The sequence below is a fragment of the Caballeronia sp. HLA56 genome (assembly GCF_054655155.1).
This window is the reverse complement of the sequence record NZ_BAAHOB010000003.1, coordinates 251,382-269,571: the sequence shown is the minus strand read 5'-3', so window position 1 is coordinate 269,571 and position 18,190 is coordinate 251,382. Positions and strand designations below refer to the sequence as shown.

14 protein-coding genes are annotated in these 18,190 nt (G+C 59.7%); 11 read left to right on the top strand and 3 right to left on the bottom strand.

Annotation, left to right across the window (positions count from 1 at the left end; translation table 11 throughout):
- Positions 1-1,293, bottom strand: a complete 1,293-nt coding sequence (locus tag ACYQ47_RS13200; RefSeq protein WP_244831836.1) for an MFS transporter — start codon at positions 1,291-1,293, stop codon at positions 1-3.
- Positions 1,283-2,704, bottom strand: coding sequence for a M20 family metallopeptidase (locus ACYQ47_RS13195; RefSeq protein ID WP_459905635.1), 1,422 nt, complete (start codon positions 2,702-2,704; stop codon positions 1,283-1,285). The genes ACYQ47_RS13200 and ACYQ47_RS13195 overlap by 11 nt, the downstream gene beginning before the upstream one ends.
- A 128-nt stretch (positions 2,705-2,832) precedes the next feature.
- Between ACYQ47_RS13195 and ACYQ47_RS13190 the strand changes: the two genes are divergently transcribed.
- The gene (locus tag ACYQ47_RS13190) at positions 2,833-3,738 is read left to right on the top strand and encodes a LysR family transcriptional regulator (protein WP_244831834.1); all 906 of its coding nucleotides are present in this window, start codon (positions 2,833-2,835) and stop codon (positions 3,736-3,738) included.
- Positions 3,739-3,761: 23 nt separating this feature from the next.
- Here ACYQ47_RS13190 and ACYQ47_RS13185 read toward each other — a convergent pair whose 3' ends face one another.
- Positions 3,762-6,122 (bottom strand): acetamidase/formamidase family protein, encoded by a 2,361-nt coding sequence (locus ACYQ47_RS13185; protein WP_459905634.1) that lies wholly within the window; start codon positions 6,120-6,122, stop codon positions 3,762-3,764.
- 301 nt (positions 6,123-6,423) lie between these two features.
- Between ACYQ47_RS13185 and ACYQ47_RS13180 the strand changes: the two genes are divergently transcribed.
- The 10 genes from ACYQ47_RS13180 to ACYQ47_RS13135 all read left to right on the top strand — a co-directional run bounded on the left by ACYQ47_RS13180 (position 6,424) and on the right by ACYQ47_RS13135 (position 18,167).
- A complete protein-coding gene (locus ACYQ47_RS13180) occupies positions 6,424-7,305 on the top strand; it encodes an ABC transporter substrate-binding protein (RefSeq protein ID WP_459905633.1) in 882 nt (293 codons plus the stop codon).
- A gap of 19 nt (positions 7,306-7,324) precedes the next feature.
- Positions 7,325-8,899: an amino acid ABC transporter permease/ATP-binding protein gene (locus ACYQ47_RS13175; protein WP_459905632.1), complete on the top strand. Its 1,575-nt coding sequence runs from the start codon at positions 7,325-7,327 to the stop codon at positions 8,897-8,899.
- Positions 8,900-8,923: 24 nt separating this feature from the next.
- Positions 8,924-10,174 carry an acetamidase/formamidase family protein gene (locus ACYQ47_RS13170; protein WP_244831831.1) on the top strand — a complete coding sequence of 417 codons (1,251 nt, stop codon included), beginning with the start codon at positions 8,924-8,926 and terminating at the stop codon, positions 10,172-10,174.
- 151 nt (positions 10,175-10,325) lie between these two features.
- Positions 10,326-11,357, top strand: coding sequence for an alpha/beta fold hydrolase (locus ACYQ47_RS13165; RefSeq protein WP_250468052.1), 1,032 nt, complete (start codon positions 10,326-10,328; stop codon positions 11,355-11,357).
- Between the two features lie 439 nt (positions 11,358-11,796).
- Positions 11,797-14,151, top strand: coding sequence for a type VI secretion system Vgr family protein (locus ACYQ47_RS13160; RefSeq protein WP_459905630.1), 2,355 nt, complete (start codon positions 11,797-11,799; stop codon positions 14,149-14,151).
- Positions 14,151-15,101, top strand: coding sequence for a DUF4123 domain-containing protein (locus ACYQ47_RS13155; protein ID WP_459905923.1), 951 nt, complete (start codon positions 14,151-14,153; stop codon positions 15,099-15,101). The genes ACYQ47_RS13160 and ACYQ47_RS13155 overlap by 1 nt, the downstream gene beginning before the upstream one ends.
- A gap of 91 nt (positions 15,102-15,192) precedes the next feature.
- A complete protein-coding gene (locus ACYQ47_RS13150; protein WP_459905629.1) occupies positions 15,193-16,029 on the top strand; it encodes a DUF3304 domain-containing protein in 837 nt (278 codons plus the stop codon).
- A gap of 97 nt (positions 16,030-16,126) precedes the next feature.
- Positions 16,127-16,234, top strand: a complete 108-nt coding sequence (locus ACYQ47_RS13145; RefSeq protein WP_459905628.1) for a lipoprotein — start codon at positions 16,127-16,129, stop codon at positions 16,232-16,234.
- A 63-nt stretch (positions 16,235-16,297) separates the two neighbouring features.
- Positions 16,298-17,418 (top strand): IS3 family transposase gene (locus tag ACYQ47_RS13140; RefSeq protein WP_459904298.1). Its coding sequence is split into 2 segments (ribosomal slippage): positions 16,298-16,556 and positions 16,556-17,418, totalling 1,122 coding nucleotides; the frame shifts between segments, so codons are not numbered across the junction.
- Between the two features lie 44 nt (positions 17,419-17,462).
- Positions 17,463-18,167: a DUF3304 domain-containing protein gene (locus ACYQ47_RS13135; protein WP_459905627.1), complete on the top strand. Its 705-nt coding sequence runs from the start codon at positions 17,463-17,465 to the stop codon at positions 18,165-18,167.
- Positions 18,168-18,190 lie beyond the last annotated feature (23 nt).

Sequence of the window (18,190 nt, the reverse complement as noted above, 5' to 3'; positions counted from 1 at the left end):
TTAGCGCAACTTGATCCGCATGCGCGCCCACACGAGCGTAAAGAGGCTCACGACCGCAGCGATCATCAGATACAGTCCCGGCGCAAGGTTGTTTCCCGTGACCGCGATCAACGAAGCCACCGCGAGCGGCGTGAAGCCGCCGAAAATGGTCGTGCCGATGTTGTAGCCGAAGGCCATGCCCGTGGTGCGCGTGGCGGTCGGAAAGAGTTCGGCCATCAATGCCGGAATCGGCGCGAAGTAGGTGGCCTTGAGTAACGCGACCCAGATCACCGCGGCGAGCAAGGTCGGCAGCGAAGGATGGGCATTCATGAGCATGAACGCCGGATAAACGGTCAGAAAGAACACGACGCCCGTCACCTGCATGATGCGAATGCGCCCGAATTTGTCCGACAGGTGTCCCACCACCGGCACGAGCACCATCATGATGAAGCCCGCCGTCAACGTGGCGATGAAGCCCGACGACGGCGACAAGCCCAACTGCCGCGTCGCGTACGTCGGCATATAAAGCAGCATGTAGTTGGCCGTGGTCGTGAGCACGAGCGAGCCAATGGAGATGAGCAAGCGTTCCTTCTGCGTCTTGAGCAACTCGCGCACGGGCGACGCCACTTTCTCGGCCTGCTCGAACTCCGGCGTTTCGTCCATGCGTCGGCGAATATACAGCCCGATCGGTCCGATCAACACGCCGAAGAGAAACGGAATGCGCCATCCCCAGCCTTCGAGCTGCGCAGGCGTGAGCGTGCTCGTCAGCACGGCACCAAAGAGCGACGCGAGCAGCGTGCTCGCGCCTTGACTCGAAAACTGCCAGCTCGACATGAAGCCGCTGCGCTCGGGCGCATGTTCGACGAGAAATGCCGTCGAACTGCCGAACTCGCCGCCCGCCGAAAAGCCCTGCAACAAACGCGACAAGAAGATCAGAATGGGCGCCGCAATGCCGATGCTTGCATACGAAGGCATGAGCGCGACCATGGCCGTGCCGACGGTCATCATCGCGATGGACAGCGTAAGCGATGCCTTGCGGCCATGCCGGTCGCTATACGAGCCGAGCACGAGCGCACCGACGGGCCGCGCGAGATACGACAGCGCGAAGGTGCCGAGGGTGAGCAGCAGCGAGACGGTGTGATCCTGCGTGGGAAAAAACAGCTTCGACAATACGCCTGCGAAGTAGCCATAGACGACGAGATCGTAGAACTCGAGCGCATTGCCTATAGACGTGGCGACGATCAGACGCGCCACGTTGCGATGCTTCGCCGGCTCATCGCGCGCGGGGGATATCGTGACGGAATCAGTGCTCATGGCGTGCTTCTCCGTTCGATCGAGGCGCTACGTTGCCATCGCGCGCGCCGAGGTCCCAGTAAAGACCCGCCATGATGCGCAAGCCTTCGCGCACCACCGGCGCGAGCATGTGTTCGTCCGGCGCATGCTGCGAGCATCCGGGATACGAATGCGGCACCCAGATGGTCGGCATGCCGAGCACATCGGCGAATACATCGTTGGGGAGCGTGCCGCCGAGGTTCGGCAAGAGCACGGGCGCGCTGCCAGTCGTCTGCGTCAGCGAACGGATCGACCACTGCACCCACGCGTTGTCAGGATCGACGCGCGTGGCGGGCATGCCGCGTTCCACTTCGATATCGACCATGGTGAAACCGTGCGCATCGAGATGGTCACGCACGATCCTGGCAAGCTCGCGCCAGTTCGTGCCGACGACGAAGCGAATCTGCATGTGCGCGAACGCATGCGGCGGAATGGCGTTGACGGGCTTCTCGGGATTGCCCGCGCGAAACGCCAGCACTTCGATATTGTTCCAGCCGAACACGCGCTCGGCGGGCGTGAGACCCGGCTCGCCATAGTCGGCATCGACTTCCGGTTCGCCGGGATTGCCGCCCACGACGATCCCCTCCAGCGCGCGCCGCACCGATTCCGGCACCGGCGGCGGCCGCAATCCTTCGATGACGATCTTGCCGTTCTCATCGACCATGGATGCAATGGCGTTTGCCAGCACCACGGCCGGATTGCGCAAGAGGCCGCCCCAGTTGCCCGAATGATGCGCGCCATCGCGCAGCTTCACATCGAGACGGAAATTGATGACGCCGCGCGATCCGAGAAAGAGCGTCGGGCGGTGGGCGGCGAGGCGCGGTCCGTCGGATGCAATCAACACGTCCGCCGCCAGTTCATCGCGCAACTTGAGACACACCGCATGCAGGCCGGGTGAACCGACTTCCTCGCCGGTCTCGAACAGCAGCTTCAGATTGAAGCCGAGCTTGCCCTCGCGCGCGTCGAGCACGGCCTTCAGCGCCGCGAGATTGATGCTGTGCTGGCCCTTGTTGTCGGCGGTGCCGCGGCCATACCAGCGTTCGCCTTCCACCGTCACGCGCCACGGCGACCGGCCTTCGGACCATTGCGCGTCGTAGCCGCGTACGACATCGCCGTGACCGTAGCCAAGCACCGTCGGCAAGTCCGCGGCTTCATGGCGATGCGCGATGAGGAATGGCCCCGCGCCCGCCACCGGATTCTCGACGATGCGGCACGCGAAGCCCCATTCCTCGAGCGTGGGCGAAAGTTCTTCTTCGAGGTAAGCGAAGAGGCGCGCGCCGCTGTCGGCTTCCTGACTATCGGTGCGCCGACCGACGCGTCGCTGCAGGTCTTCGAGGAACGCGCCGGACTCATAACGCTGAGTGGCAAGCTGGATGGCGGTATCGCGGGTCACGTCGTTCTCCCTTTAATCGTGACTCATGCTGCCGCCGCCGATATTTCTGGACAATTACAATATTTCTCAAGAACCCTTGCCCAAAAGGCAAATCGAGGGTTATCCCGGAGCGGAACGAGAAGGCGGAAATGGACGAGACGGCGTTGCGTTACTTCCTCGAAATCGCGCGAAGCGGCTCGCTTAGCAAGGCATCGGAGCGGCTGTTCGTGGCGGTGTCGGCATTGAGCAGGCAGATGGCGAAGCTCGAAGAGCAGATGGGCACACCGCTATTCGAACGGCGTCCGCGCGGCATGGTCTTGACCGATGCCGGGCGCTTGCTCGCCAATCATGCGCGCCGCAGTCATCTGGAAAACGAGCGCGTGATCGATGAAATACGCGATTTGAGCGCGGGCGGCCGCGTGACGATACGCGTCGCCGCGTCCGAAGGCGTGGCGCCGGATTTCTTGCCGCAAGCCTTTGCGCGGTTTCTGGAGACGCATCCGCGTGCGCAGTTTCAACTCGATGTCTCGCCGCCATCGGTCGCCACACAGCGCGTGCGAGAAGGCACGCACGATGTCGCGGTGTGCTTCAGCGTCGCGCCCGAGAAGGACGTGCACGTGCATTATGCGCAGCGCGCGCCGGTGTTCGCATTGATGCGCGGTGGTCATCCGCTGGCGAAACGCGAGTCGGTTTCGCTCGCCGATCTCCACGAATGGCCGATGGCCATGCATAACCAGGGCGTGACGCTGCGTCAGTTATTCGATATCTCGTGCAGTCTCGAAGGGCTCGTCTTCGAGCCGGTGTTCATCGCGAACTATCACATGGCCTTGCAGAGTTTCGTGCAACGCACCGACGCCATCACGCTGACCGGCTACCTCACCGTGCGCAGCCGTTTGCAGCGTGACGATATGGCGGCCGTGCCCATCAGCAATCCCGAACTGCATCAGCGCACCTTGCAGATTCAGACGATGGCGGGACGCACCTTGCCGCAAGCGGTGGTGGCGTTCGTCGAATTGTTGACGCGGGCGATCGAGGAGCCCGAGGCAGTTCAGTAACGATGGCGCTCCATATATAAGCGCTAATCCGTGAAAAGCGCCTTGCGGATGATCGCGTGCACGCCCCAGTTGCCATCGACCACTTGCGTCACGCCGAAGTCCACGGCCACCGACATCAACGAGATGGCTTCGTCTTCGCTCAGTCCCTTGGTCGACATGAGAAAGCGGCGCGTCTTGATGAAGGCGTCGCGCATGGCCTGATCGAGCGTGGACTTCTGATAGACCTCGCTCTGCGCGCTGGTGCCGAATTCCGCGAGATAGTCGGCGTGGCTGAAGCCGTGCAACACCCATTCGTCGGCGGTTTCGACGAGCGGATACGTGAGGTCCGCAAAGGGCTGTGAGGCGAGCGTGTGCTTCTTGTGCAGGATCAGTTCGAAGTCGCCCGTAAGCGAGCATTCGATAGCCGTGCCGCACAACTCGGAGTCTCCTTGCGACGCATGCGGGTCGCCGATGGAAAGCAGCGCGCCCGCCACGCCCACTGGCAGAAACACGCTTGCACCCGGTCCCACGCGCCAGTTGTCGAGATTGCCGCCGAAGGCCGAAGGCGGGATCGAATCGATCAGACCGTTCTGTCGAGGCGCGACGCCGATCACGCCGAAATGCGGCCGCACCGGAATGGTGACGTTCTTCAGCACGTTGTGATTTTCGACGACGGTCGAATGATCGACAGGCACGCCGGGATAATCGATGATCGGATGCATCACGCCGAACGGATCGCGTTGCGGCGTCCAGCGATAGTTGTAGACGGCGCGCGCATAGGCGCTCTCGTCGACGCGTTCGGTATCCGTATGAAGCTCGTAGATGGTCACGACTTCGCGAGGCTTGGGCTCGGTCAAGAGCTCGCGATAGTGAAAGCCCCACCACGCGGCGGCGTTGCTGCCAAATGCGCGGCCATGATATTTCGGGTTCGCGCAGCGGCGCGGATGAATATCGACGATCCGCACTTCGAGCACGTCGCCCGGCTCCGCGCCCGTGACGGCAATCGGTCCCGTGCAGATATGCACGCCGAAGCCTTCGCCCGCGCCGCGTCCGTAGATCGATGCGTTCATCGGTCCCGCGCCGCGCCGGTCCACGTTCTTGCGCTCGGCGGTCCAGTGGAACACGCTCTCGGCGCCGGGATCGCCCGCGATCATACGATCCCAATCATCCGCGGCATGTTGCGTGAGCGCTTCCACGGTCACGGTGTCGCCGCTCTGTACTTCGAGCACGGGCTTCAGATCGTGGCTGAAATAGCCCCAATGCACGGTATTTGCCGTTGCGCGCAGCAGATGATGGCGCGGCTTGTCGCGTCCGAGCCGAGGTTCGATATGCACGGCATCGAGTTCTTCACGCACGGCGACGAGCGTATCGCCCGCATGATCCTGACGCGCCTGCGCGATCAGGCTCGCCGCATTGACCGGCAAGCCGCGCGAGAGACTTCGCACCAGGTGACGCGCTATTTCAAGGCTCGCCTCGTGCCTGAAGGTGCGCGGCGACGCGCCGTAACGTTCGCGAAACACGCGGCTGAAATGCGCGGGATCGTTGAAGCCCCAGCGAAAACAGATGTCCGAAATCGATACTTTCTCGGAGAGCGGATCGGCCAGTTCCGCGCGGCATCGTTCAAGACGGCGTGAGCGCACATAGGTCGAAAAGCTCTGTCCGGCGAGTTCGAAAAGCTTCTGCACATAGCGTGGCGACACGCGCTCGTCCTTTGCAAGCGTGGCGACGCTCAAGGTCGATTCGGCGAGATTTGCTTCGATGAAGCGGCATAGCCGCGAGAATAGCGCCGCCTGCGACGGCGTGAGTCCGTTGAACGAGCCCTTGCGTTCCTGTCCCGCAAGACACGCGACGAGCATTTCCGCGAGCGCGAGTTCGGTGGGACGCAATTCATCGGCGCTCAAGGTCTCGAGGCTCTCGACCACCGAGCGCAAGAAGCCCGAAAAGATATGGCCCATGCCTGTTGCGCCCGGCAGCAGCGCCACGCGCAACGAAAGCGGCGAGAGCAAGCGCGCGTTGATCGCGCTCTTCGGCGCACGCACGATAAAGGCGCGAAAGCGCCCAGCGAAGATCAGCGACGCGCTTTGTCCCGATGCCGCATACACGATGTCATGCGGGCTAACGCGTTCGCGCAGGCCGTCGGCGACGAGCGTGGCGTCGCCATCGATCAGCAATACGAGCATGAGACTGCCGCTTTGATCGGCGCTCAGTTCGAGCGTCTGCGCGGCCGAGGCGATCGTCGTGAACTCGATGCCGCCCGCCGATACACGCGATGTCAGCGTGCCTTGCAGACCGCGTTCGCCGCCTTCTATCTTGCCGTGCCACCCCAGGCGCGCGAGCGCCGCTTTCCATTCATGTCGACGTTCGAACTCGGGATACGACTCGGTGGTGAAGCGCGACAGGTTCAAGCGAAAACTCCACGAATAGCAGCAAAGACGCGCTTTGGAAAAGCAACTCCCGCGCCATCGCGGCCATGCGGCGACGCGATGCAAGGCGTGCCGAACCACAGTGCATGCATGCGCCATCGCGGCGCATGCATGCACTCGCGCGCGACACGGCGGTACCGGCGAAAGCGGTTCTTGGACGAGCGTGCACGTGAGGACCAGCAGTTGTGCGCAGCCAGACAAGTTAGCGGGATTTCGGTCGCCTACGCTCAGGGCATCGCAAGTCAATCGTCATCAGCGGTCAAGAGCCGCCAGGAGCGTATCGATGCAAAGGAATCTCATGGGCCGTTTAGCTCGCGTGTGGCTCGGCGCTTTGTGCGCGTCGCTGTTCGCGTTCACGGGGCAAGCACACGCCGCTTCGCCCGCCGAATGCAGCGCGTTGCAGGCGAAGTATCCACAGTTCAAGGGCAAGACGCTCACCAACGCGATCAATCCGCACACGCCGGGCTATGAAGCGCTCGATCCGAACGATCCGAGCAAGTACGTCGGCTTCGATATCGACTTGGGCGAGATGATCGCGCAGTGTCTCGGCTTCACGATGGCGTACAAGCCCGTCACCTTCGCCGCGTTGCTCACGACGCTGCAGAGCGGTCAGGCCGACATCGTCATCTCCGACATCTACGCAACCGAGGAACGCGCCAAAGCCGCCGATTTCATCACGTATTCGAAGGTGTTCGACGGCGTGCTCGTCGCGAAGGGCAACCCCAAGAAAATTACCGGCATCAACACGTCGATGTGCGGCACGACCGCCGCTGAAAACACCGGCTACGTGGAAGTGCCGCTGGTTCAGGCGCTCGCGCCGCAATGCAAGGCGGCAGGCAAGCCGGAAGCCACCGTGCAGCTTTACGACAACAACGCCAACTGCATCCAGGCCATTCTCGCCGGCCGCGCAGATACGTATATCAACGACGTGAACACGGTCGATCAGGCCGTCAAGGCGTATCCGGACAAGCTCGAAAAAGCGACGGCGGTGACCTTGCCGTATTTCGTGGGTATCGGCGTGCCGAAAGACAAGCTTGATTTCCGCGATGCTGTGATGGCCGCGCTCGTCGCCATTCAGAAGAGCGGCGCGCAGTCGGACTTGCTCAAGAAGTGGGGCCTCGGCGTGGAGAACCTAGCCGCGCCGCAATTGATCGTCGCGAAGTAAGCACGGGAAGCATCGGCTCATGGACCTGTTCCTTCACTATCTCGGCCTGCCGTATCTTCTCGACGGCATCCGCTTCACGATCGCCGTGACCTTGCTGGGACTCGCGGGCGGCCTCGTGCTGGGACTCGTGCTCGCGGCCATGCAACTGAGCCGTATCGGGCCGCTCGCGGCGATCGCGCGCGGCTACACGGTGATCTTTCGCGGCACGCCGCTGATTCTGCAACTGGTGTTCGCCTACGATGCCTTGCCGCATATCGGCATCAAACTGAGCGCGATCGGCGCGGCGGGCCTCGCGCTCGCCGCGAACGAAGCGCCGTTCATCGCCGAGATATTCCGCTCGGGCGTGCTCGGCGTGGATCGCGGACAAACACTCGCGGGGCAGGCGCTCGGCATGACGCCGGGCGTGCTGATGCGCAGAATCATCGCGCCACAGGCGATTCGTTCGATGATCCCCGCGCTTGGCAACGAAACGGTCAGCGCACTGAAGAACTCGTCGCTGGCGTCGGTGATCTCGGTCGGCGAACTGACCTTGCGTAGCACGCAGCTTGCATCGTCCACGTTCGACTTCTTTTCGATCTTCTTCGCGTCGGGGCTTTTGTATCTGTGTCTCACGGGCGCTATTGCAGCCATTCAGTTGATGATCGAACGAGCGCTCGATCTGGATCGCGCGAGCACGGGCGGCGGTTTCTGGGGACGACGCAAACCCGCGCCCGCGCCGAAACCCGCGAGTCCCGGCGACTTGCCACCCGTCTTCGCGCCGATTACGCCCGCCGAACGCGCGTGCCGCTACGACGCGCTGGCCCGCAACGGCGTGGCCGTGCAGATCAGTGGCGTTCACAAGCGTTACGGCGAACAGGCCGTGCTGAATGGCTTCGACCTCGACATCCGCTCCGGCGAAGTCGTCGCGTTGCTCGGGCCGAGCGGTTCGGGCAAGAGCACGCTGCTTCGCTGCATCAACCATCTGGAACAATGGAGCGAAGGCGAGATACGCGTGGGGGGCCGCCGTCTCGGCTTTCGCGATGACGGGCGGCGAATGAATCCGCGCGAGCTGGCGCGAGAACGTGCGAGTCTCGGCGTCGCCATGGTGTTTCAGCAATTCAATCTGTTCAGTCATCTGACGGCGCGCGAGAACATTGCCTTGCCGCTCGTATGGGTGCACGGCGCAACGCTCGCCGATGCCAACCGTCGCGCCGATGCCTTGCTCGAACGCGTGGGCCTCGTGCATCGCGCGGATGCCTTGCCGCGTCATCTGTCGGGTGGCCAGCAACAGCGTGTGGCCATAGCGCGTGCGCTTGCGCCGAACCCGCGCGTGCTGCTGCTCGACGAGCCGACATCCGCGCTCGATCCCGAACTGGTCGGCGAAGTGCTCGAGGTGATCCGCCGTCTCGCGCTCGACGACGGCCTCACCATGATCATCTCGACGCATCAGTTGCGCTTCGCCGATGAAGTGGCCGACCGCGTGGTGTTCTTGAGCGGCGGAACGGTGGTCGAGGAAGGGCCGGCGCATCAGGTGTTGACGCATCCGCATCATCCGCTGACTGCGCGCTTTCTCAACGTGATGGGCGCGGGCAGCACGCTCGAAACGGTGCATTAAAACCCTAAAGCCGAGGACGATTCAATGAAGCATTACACGCTGCCCGTTTCATCATCCACCGTGCATTGGGGATACTTCAGCAAACGGGTAGAGCCGCGTCTCACGCTCAAGTCGGGCGACCGCGCCACCATCGAAACGCTGACGCATCATGCCAACGACGACCACGAGCGCATGGTCGCGGGCGACCCCGGCGCGCAGAGCGTGTTCGAATGGACGCGCGAGCACAAGGGCGTATCGCGGCGCGGCGCTGGCCCGACAGAAGGTCCGTTCAAACTGGGCGATGGCGAAGGCGTCGGCGTGCATCTGCTGACCGGGCCTGTCGAGATAGAAGGCGCCGAACCCGGCGATGTACTCGAAGTGCGCATCCTCGATGTACGGCCGCGCCCGAGTTGCAACGCGTGTCATGCGGGCAAATGCTTCGGCTCGAACGTGGCGGCGTCGTGGGGCTTTCAGTATCACGATCTGATCGAGGAGCCGAAGCCGCGCGAAGTCGTGACGATCTTCGAACTCGATACTTCCGGCGAGCCGTATGCGCGCGCCGTCTACAACTATGTGTGGACGCCGCAGACCGACCCGGACGGCATCGTGCATGCGACCATCGATTATCCTGGCGTGCAGGTGGATCATCGGCTGGTGAAGAAGCGCGAGAACATCCTGCCCGACATACGCGTGCCGGCGCGGCTACATTTCGGCACCATGGGCGTGGCGCCCGCCGAAGCGGACTATGTCAGCTCGATTCCTCCGAGCTATACCGGCGGCAATATCGACGACTGGCGTATCGGCAAGGGTTCGAAGATGTATTACCCGGTGGCCGTTGCGGGCGCGCTGTTTTCAGTCGGCGATCCGCACGCGGCGCAAGGCGACAGCGAACTCGGCGGCACGGCCATTGAAACGTCGCTCACGGGTGACTTCGAATTCATCCTGCACAAGCAGGCGGATCTCGAAGGCACGTTGCTCGAAGGACTGACGCATCCGCTGCTCGAAACGGATCAGCAATGGTCCGTGTATGGCTTTACGTTTCCGAACTATCTCGCCGAACTCGGCGCCAACGCGCAACTCGAAGTCGCGCAACACGCGAGCCTCGACCGTGCCATGCGCGATGCCTTTCGCAAACTGCGGCGCTTCCTGATGACGGTTCATGGACTGAGCGAAGACGAGGCCATCGCGCTCATGTCCGTGGCGGCGGATTTCGGCGTGACGCAGGTTGTCGATGCGAACTGGGGCGTGCATGGCTCCATCCGCAAAGAGGTGTTTGCAAACTACAAAAAGCGCTGAGTATTCCGCGCTTTTGAATCGCGATGTGTAGATTGAATGGACGGATACACTGAGATACATCGCTCCTGATCGGCTGGGATATAAAACCGTCGAGGCCACTCTTCAAGTGGACCCACGAAAATCCCCGAACCAATCGATAAGGAGGTCTGGTATGTCAGAACCCGTCAATCAACGGCGTCGTCTTATGCTTGGGACGACGCTTGCAAGCGTCGCCCTTGCGGACTTCGGCTTCAGCACGTTCGCGAAGGCGCAATCGTCCACTGTTAGAGCGACGAGCGCGGGCGCGTCGTTTGGCCCGATCAGGCAGATCGATGCGGGCAAGCTCAACGTCGGCTATGCGGAACTCGGGCCCGCCAATGGCACGGTCGTGTTTCTGCTGCATGGCTGGCCTTACGACATCCACAGCTATGCCGAGGTTGCGCCTATTCTGGCCGCGGCCGGTTATCGCGTGATCGTGCCGTATCTGCGTGGCTATGGCTCCACGCGCTTCCTTTCCGCCGATACCGTGCGCAACGGTCAACAGGTCGTGACAGCGGTGGATATCGTCGCGCTCATGGATGCGCTCAAGATCGAGCAGGCCATCTTCGGTGGTTACGACTGGGGTGCGCGCACGGCAGATTGCATCGCTGCATTGTGGCCGGAGCGCGTGAAGGCGCTGGTGTCGGTGAGCGGGTATCTCATCGGCAGTCAGGAGGCGAACAAAAAGCCGCTGCCGCCCAAGGCGGAGTTCCAGTGGTGGTATCAGTACTATTTCTCGACGGAGCGTGGCGCGCTGGGTTATGCGGCCAATCGCGATGCCTTCAACAAGCTGATCTGGCAGCTTGCGTCACCGAAGTGGAATTTCGACGATGCCACGTACGAACGCTCGGCCGCATCGTTCCAGAACCCGGACCATGTCGCGGTGGTCATTCATAACTATCGCTGGCGGCTCGGGCTTGTACAGGGCGAAGCGCAATACGACGCGCTCGAACAGCGTCTTGCGGCAGGCCCGACCATCTCCGTGCCCACCATCACGCTGGAAGGCGATGCCAACGGCGCGCCGCATCCCGAACCTGCTGCGTATGCGAAGAAGTTTACGGGCAAGTATGTGCATCGCACGCTGGGCGGGGGTGTCGGACACAACTTTCCGCAGGAAGCGCCGAGGGAGTTTGCTGATGCGATGTTGCAGGTGACGAAGTTGTGAGACGAGTGTTGCCTGTTATGGCGCGCGTGCGAGGATCGCGTTAGGAAGTCACATGACCGCCGTCGGTGGAAGCTCTGACGGCGGCCTTCTTTGGGCGCGTGACTGACTGCAGCCTCGGTAAAGATGTGGCCGATGTATCAGCGAGAAAGCCCTTTGGGTCATCAGAAAACTCCTAAAAATAGAATACTGCATCGATATCCAAATGGCTTGTTAAGTCGATGAATCTGCAGAAATTCTTATAGTCGAGCATCGCATTGCGGAGAGATTGGCTGCGCACGAGCAGCGATTTTTTCGGCAACAATTCCTTACTGGCCTGAATTGAGTTCGACTAGCGATTCGTCGATCTCAGGGCAAAGAACTACGCAGTGCGATCAGGATGCCGAAACGCTGGATCGAAATGTCGTGCGCATCAAAAGAGATTCATAGGAGATGTATTTAGATGTCGATGGTATTGCCAAGTCAGGCCTATACGCTACAACTCAAGCCGCAGTCCTTTCCCGTCTCCGTGCTTAGATTTTCCGGCAAAGCGAGCGTCAGTGAGCTCTATGAATATCAAATAGATTTCACGAGCCCGGTCGCCGATATTCCAATGGACCAAGGCGTCGGCCGACCAGCGACATTTACCATCGATCCTGTTGATCCCGATCAAGGGTATCTGCAAAGAATGTTCGGTGAGCGCTGGAAGGACTTTAGCAAGATGCCGAAGTCGTACGTCACGCACGGGATGATCTGCCGCTTTGAGCAACTCGGAATGTCCGCCGACGAGACGCGTTACCGCGTCGTGCTCGTCCCCAGGATCGCGGATCTCGCCCGCGCCCGCAAAAGCAGGCTGTTCCAGATGCAATCCGTCGTGGAAATCATCACCGATACATTGCGCCACTACGGCTATCGCCTTGGCGTGGATTTCGATTTTATGAAGCTTCGCGGCAAATACAAGCGCCGCGAGTACGTGACTCAATATCACGAGACGACGTTCGCCTTCATTCAGCGACTTTGCGCAGAGGAAGGGCTGTGGTTTCGCTTCGAGCAGAAGTCCAATGGTACCGCCATGATTTTCGGCGACGATCTCGATGCCTACGCGCGCAAACAGCGCGTCGTTCCTTATCGTCTTCATTCCGGTTTGGAAAGCGCGGGTGCGGAATCGCTTCGTTCGCTCAAAACGATCACCCGGCGCGTGCCCGAAGCAATTCAGCTCGACGATTACAACCATCGGCAAGCGGATGTCTCATTGCTAGTCGAGTCCAATGCCGCGCCTGCCGATAAAACCACTGATGGCGTGGACAACCATTGGGGCGAACACTATGAGACGCAAGAAGAAGGCAAGACGATTGCGCTGATTCGTCATGAGGCGCATCTGGCGGAGCAGATCAGCTATTCAGGTCGAGGCAATCCGTTCTCCCTCGAGGCAGGTGAGGTAATGCGTCTGGACGTGAATCCGAAGGACGCGCCGCATGGTCTCTTTGTCACGTCGGTACGCTGCGGAGGTGGACGCGGTACGTCGTATTGGTGCGCTTTCCGGGCGATTCCCGCAGATCGGAGATGGCGCACGAGCATCGACAAGATCGAGCGACCGAAGATCGCAGGAACTCTTCCCGCGCGGATAGATTCTCCAGGCAAGTACAAGTACAGCTATCTCACGGAGAAGGGCCTGTACGTCACGAAGATGCCGTTCGATTTGGACGAGTGGAGTCCGGGTGGACGCAGTCGCCCTATCCGGATGGCACGGCCGTATGCGGGACCTAACTACGGTCATCACATGCCGCTGATCGACGGAACCGAGGTGGCGCTGGTTTTTACGGCACAAGATCCAAACAGACCAATCATCGTAGGCGCGTTGCATGACAGCCTCAATCCGGACCTCGTCAATAACCTCAATCACACGCGAAATATTATCCGCTCGGCTGCGGAGAATGAGTTGCGCATGGAGGACAAGGCGGGGGTCGAGCATATCCACCTGACCACGCCGTATCAGACCAGCGAGCTCAATCTCGGGCATATGGTCGACGAAGGGCGCAAGGAGCGCGGTCGCGGCGCAGAGTTACGCTCGGATGAGCATATAGCGGTGAGAGGCGGAAAGGGTCTGCTGCTGACGGCCGAAGTGCAAAGGAAAGCTACGGGCGCGCAACTCGACATGGCTGCGGCGCAAGAGCAGTTGAAGCGCGCGATCGAGCGCATCGAGTTGCTGAACCAGGCTGTGCAGTCGGCCGAAGCCGTAGTCGCTGACCTGCAGAAGCAGAAAGCGCTCTTTAGCGACGCACTCGACGGGCTCAAACAGTCCGTCGTGCTCATGAGCGGCCCTTCGGGCATCGGGATCACGTCGGGTGAACACCTGCAGTTGAATGCAGACCAAAACTTGATTGCTACTGCCGGTGGCAACGCCGATATCGGCGTAATGCGCAATTTCACGGTGGCAGCAGGTCGCCAGGTGTCACTCTTTGCGCAGTCTCAGGGCATGCGGCTGACCGCTGCCAAGCAGGATATCGTGGTTCATGCACGCACAGGCGGCATGGAGCTGTCCGCGTCGAAGGACATGCACTTCAACAGCATCGACGGCGCTGTTACGGCACAGTCGAAAGGCGCGCTCACGCTCACGAGCGGCGGAGCTTATATCAAGATTGAAGGCGGCAACATCGAACTGGGCGCACCAGGCAGCATTCTGCTCAAGTGCGGCAGCTTCAACTGGTCAGGCCCCGGCAATCTGTCGCTCCCCATGCCCGAAATGCCGATTGGCCCGTGCAAGCAGTGTCTGATGGATGCGCACCGCGGCGTCGAAGCAATGACCGAGGTGGCGTGATGGAAAACATGATCGCGACACCTTCCGCGCAAGATGCCGATATGGATTGGGAGCAATGGCGACATCGGCTGCTGGCTCAATTCGATTCGTTCATGCACGAGCAATCCGTCAATCTATATCTGCTCGTGGATACTCGTGGCAGCCCGGGAATCGACAAGCTATTTCCGAAAGTAAAAGGCCTCGCTTGGACTTCGCTTTGGCATGGTTCCGTGCTCGACTCCTATACGGATATCGCACCGTATTTGATTCATGTCGAACGCCTGGCGCTTGACGACCCGCAAGAGCTGGCGGGCCGACTTGCTCGACGCATCTGGATGGAAGGCGCCTCGGGATTCATGCTCACCTGGATCTGGTCACCTCTTTCGTTGACAGAGCTGGATGAGCATTTGAAACACTACACGCGTTACGCGATACCCGACAAGCGCGAGTACTTTCTGCACTTTTACGACAACCGCATTCTTGCGCGTATTCGAAGCGTCTGGACCGACGAGCAGGCATATTGTTTTATCGCGCCCTGCAGGGAAATCTGGTTTCGAAATCGCGATCAAGGCGAGATCGTCTGGCGGAGCGATGGGGCTTCGAAGCCAGCGCGAGCGGATGCGCCATTACTTCTGTCGTCGGATCAGCACGCGCGATTATTTGCGCTTGGCCATGCGGACAAACTCGCGATGCAATTGCGCGAAATGTATGGCGTGAGGCTCGACGAGAAGAGCGATTTTGCGCTGTACCTGCTTGTCACCGAGCAACTCGAACGAGCCAGCCGCTATCGTCTAAGAGAGAAAGACGACTTCCTGAATTACGTCTCGAAGGGCATCGTGCTTTCGCCTCGTTTCGACGAGCATCCGGTGATTCAGGAGCGTCTGCAACGAGCGCGAAACGGCGAGATATCGCATCGGGAGGCTTTGAGCGGACTTACTCCTGACGTGATTAAACAGGTGGCGGAGAGTTGAGCGGTTACGGGTTTGCCGTATGGATTCCGTGACTTGTGTTCTTGATACGTGCTTGCCCTCGCGACGCACACTGAATTGATGAGATAAGCCAATGGGCTACAAACGAATGAACCTATCAAGGTTGTTCTGGCATTTCCTTTTTTCGGCCCTGGCAACCGTCTTTCTTGCGGGCTGCGATTTCTTTTCTTCTGAGCCAGTGTATGGCGGGTTGAGCGCGGAGGGTATGAACTACACGCCGTACAACCTGACGGAGTTTGTGGTCCGTGACAAATATGGGAATCGAGCCAGTGGAGGCGGCGATCTGCCGCCAGGGTCAGGCGAAGGAAGTTTGAGTTGTTGTTACAAGCTAAAGGGAACGGAGTTCACGGTCGAGTGGGAAGTCTATGACATGGAAGAATTCTCTAAAGACATCTATGCGCCCATAAAAAAGATCAAAAAAGTGACCACGGTTCATCTTGATCCTGTGAAGAGGTCTGACCGAGCCGGCAACGACGTCTTGGCTGTGCACTTCTATCCAGACGACCATGTTGAATTCGAGTTTCGCAATGACTTTAGCGGCTCTCGATTTGACTATGGAGAGGTCGATGAGTGGTTTCAGACGAAATACGGCAAGGCTGCAAATCCAGACGATCTTGACTGGGCTGCCGCCTACCGTCGAACCACGCGTGTGGCTGTTCAAGGCTGGCTGAAATACCGCTTCACCGACTCCGTCGATCTTGAGCAGTACGTGTACTACACGTTGCTCGTCAATCCGAAATTTGACGAACACCCGGCGGTGCAGCGCATCGTCATGGAGTCGAAGGGCAAGCCCGGAGCGTTTGGTCTTGCAATGCAGAAGATGCCTGCAGATGTTGTGCGCGAGATTAAGAGCAACAAATTCGATCATTTGGCAAACGGAAGCAAAGTTGGCCAAGCCGATTCAATTTGATCTTGCTAACCGCGTGCGGCGTCGCTGGTTGAACGCGGTTGTTGCAAGCAAAAGTGCTTGCCCTATCTATCTGGTGGAATGGTGAACTAACGCAATCATGCACATACGAATGAACATTTCAAGTTTGATGAAACACATCTTTTTTTTGCTTGTGGCAACCGTCTTTCTTGCGGGCTGCGACTTCTTTTCTTCTGAGCCAGTGTGACCTGCCCCGGTAACTTGAGACCGAATTGATCTAGGATAACGGCGCATCCATACGGAGCGCGTCATGAAGAAGAGTCGATACAGCGATGAGCAGATTGTTCGGATCTTGCGGGAGGCGGACAGTGCGCCGATTGCCGAGGTGGCAAAGCGACACGGTGTCAGCGACGCGTCGATTTACGCGTGGCGCAAGCGATTTGGCGAAATGGTCAGTTACGACGTCAAGCGATTGAAGGCGTTAGAGCTCGAGAACAATCGACTGAAGAAGCTCGTGGCGGAGCGTGACCTGGAAATCGAGGTCATGAGGGAGATTTCCGCAAAAAAATGGTAAGCGCACAGGCACGCCGCGAGCAAGCCCGCTATGCCATTTCGCGCGGGCTGAGCCAACGACGTGCGTGTGCGCTGATTCACGTCAGTCGCGCCAATCTCGGTTACATCAGCCTCATGCCGGGCAAGAACGGCCCGATCGTGGAGATGATGCGACGCCTCTCGGGTGATTATCCCCGCTTCGGCTCGCGGCGCATCCGCATCATGCTGGGCCGCGAAGGGATCGTCATCGGCAAGGAGCGGTGCAGCCGGTTGTGGGCGCAAGCCGGTCTTCAAGTGCCTCGCAAACGACGCCGACGCCGCGTTGCCGGTTCGCGTCCTCGACCGCTTGCTCCGAGCGCTCGCAACGCCGTATGGAGTTACGATTTCGTCTTTGACGCGTGTGCCAACGGCCAGCAACTGAAGTGTCTGACGGTCGTCGACGAGTACACGCGTGAATGTTTGGCCATAGATGTGTCTGGCTCGATCCGATCGGCCAGAGTCATTGAGGTGCTGAGCAAGCTAATCAGCGTTCACGGCGCGCCACGCTATATGCGAAGCGACAACGGCCCCGAATTCGTCAGCGCAGCGTTGCTCAAGTGGGTGGTATCGGAGAAGATCGAATCGGCGTTAATCGATCCCGGCAAGCCATGGCAGAACGGCACGAACGAAAGCTTCAACGGTAAATTCCGTGACGAATGTCTTGCTATGGAATGGTTTCGCAATCGGATTGAAGCCAAGATCGTGATTGACGACTGGCGACGGCATTACAACGAGGTTCGACCGCATTCGAGCTTGAACTACGACACGCCGCTGGCGTATCGCCAGCGCTTAGAAACCAATTCAACCCAAGCCGTTATTGCTAGAACGCAGTGGTCTTAGAAAAACGGGCAGGTCAAGTGTATGGCGGGTTGAGCGCGGAGGGTATGAACTACACGCCGTACAACCTGACGCAGTTTGTGGTCCGTGACAAATATGGGAATCGAGCCAGTGGAGGCGGCGATCTGCCGCCAGGGTCAGGCGAAGGAAGAATAAGCTGCTGCTACAAGCTAAAGGGAACGGAGTTCACGGTCGAGTGGCAGGTCTATGACATGGAAGAATTCTCTAAAGACATCTATGCACCCATAAAAGAGATCAAGAAAGTAACCACGGTTCATCTTGATCCTGTGAAGAGGTCTGACCGAGCCGGCAACGACGTCTTGGCTGTGCACTTCTATCCAGACGACCATGTCGAATTCGAGTTTCGCAATGACTTTAGCGGCTCTCGATTCGAATATGGAAAGGTCGATGAGTGGTTTCAAACGAAATACGGCAAGGCTGCAAATCCAGACGATCTTGACTGGGCTGCCGCCTACCGTCGAACCACGCGTGTGGCTGTTCAAGGCTGGCTGAAATACCGCTTCACCGACACTGTCGATCTTGAGCAGTACGTGTACTACACGTTGCTCGTCAATCCGAAATTTGACGAACACCCGGCGGTGCAGCGCATCGTCATGGAGTCGAAGGGCAAGCCCGGAGCGTTTGGTCTTGCGATGCAGAAGCTGCCTGTAGATGTTGTGCGCGAGATTAAGAGCAACAAATTCGATCATGTGGCAAACGGAAGCAAAGTTGGCCAAGCCGATTCAATTTGATCTTGCTAACCGCGTGCGGCGTC

What these genes read in the sequence shown, in the direction of transcription:
- ACYQ47_RS13200 (WP_244831836.1), bottom strand. Translation starts at nt 1,293, where the DNA reads ATGAGCACTGATTCCGTCACGATATCCCCCGCGCGCGATGAGCCGGCG.
- ACYQ47_RS13190 (WP_244831834.1), top strand. Translation starts at nt 2,833, where the DNA reads ATGGACGAGACGGCGTTGCGTTACTTCCTCGAAATCGCGCGAAGCGGC.
- ACYQ47_RS13180 (WP_459905633.1), top strand. Translation starts at nt 6,424, where the DNA reads ATGCAAAGGAATCTCATGGGCCGTTTAGCTCGCGTGTGGCTCGGCGCT.
- ACYQ47_RS13175 (WP_459905632.1), top strand. Translation starts at nt 7,325, where the DNA reads ATGGACCTGTTCCTTCACTATCTCGGCCTGCCGTATCTTCTCGACGGC.
- ACYQ47_RS13170 (WP_244831831.1), top strand. Translation starts at nt 8,924, where the DNA reads ATGAAGCATTACACGCTGCCCGTTTCATCATCCACCGTGCATTGGGGA.
- ACYQ47_RS13165 (WP_250468052.1), top strand. Translation starts at nt 10,326, where the DNA reads ATGTCAGAACCCGTCAATCAACGGCGTCGTCTTATGCTTGGGACGACG.
- ACYQ47_RS13160 (WP_459905630.1), top strand. Translation starts at nt 11,797, where the DNA reads ATGTCGATGGTATTGCCAAGTCAGGCCTATACGCTACAACTCAAGCCG.
- ACYQ47_RS13155 (WP_459905923.1), top strand. Translation starts at nt 14,151, where the DNA reads ATGGAAAACATGATCGCGACACCTTCCGCGCAAGATGCCGATATGGAT.
- ACYQ47_RS13150 (WP_459905629.1), top strand. Translation starts at nt 15,193, where the DNA reads ATGGGCTACAAACGAATGAACCTATCAAGGTTGTTCTGGCATTTCCTT.
- ACYQ47_RS13145 (WP_459905628.1), top strand. Translation starts at nt 16,127, where the DNA reads ATGCACATACGAATGAACATTTCAAGTTTGATGAAACACATCTTTTTT.
- ACYQ47_RS13135 (WP_459905627.1), top strand. Translation starts at nt 17,463, where the DNA reads ATGAACTACACGCCGTACAACCTGACGCAGTTTGTGGTCCGTGACAAA.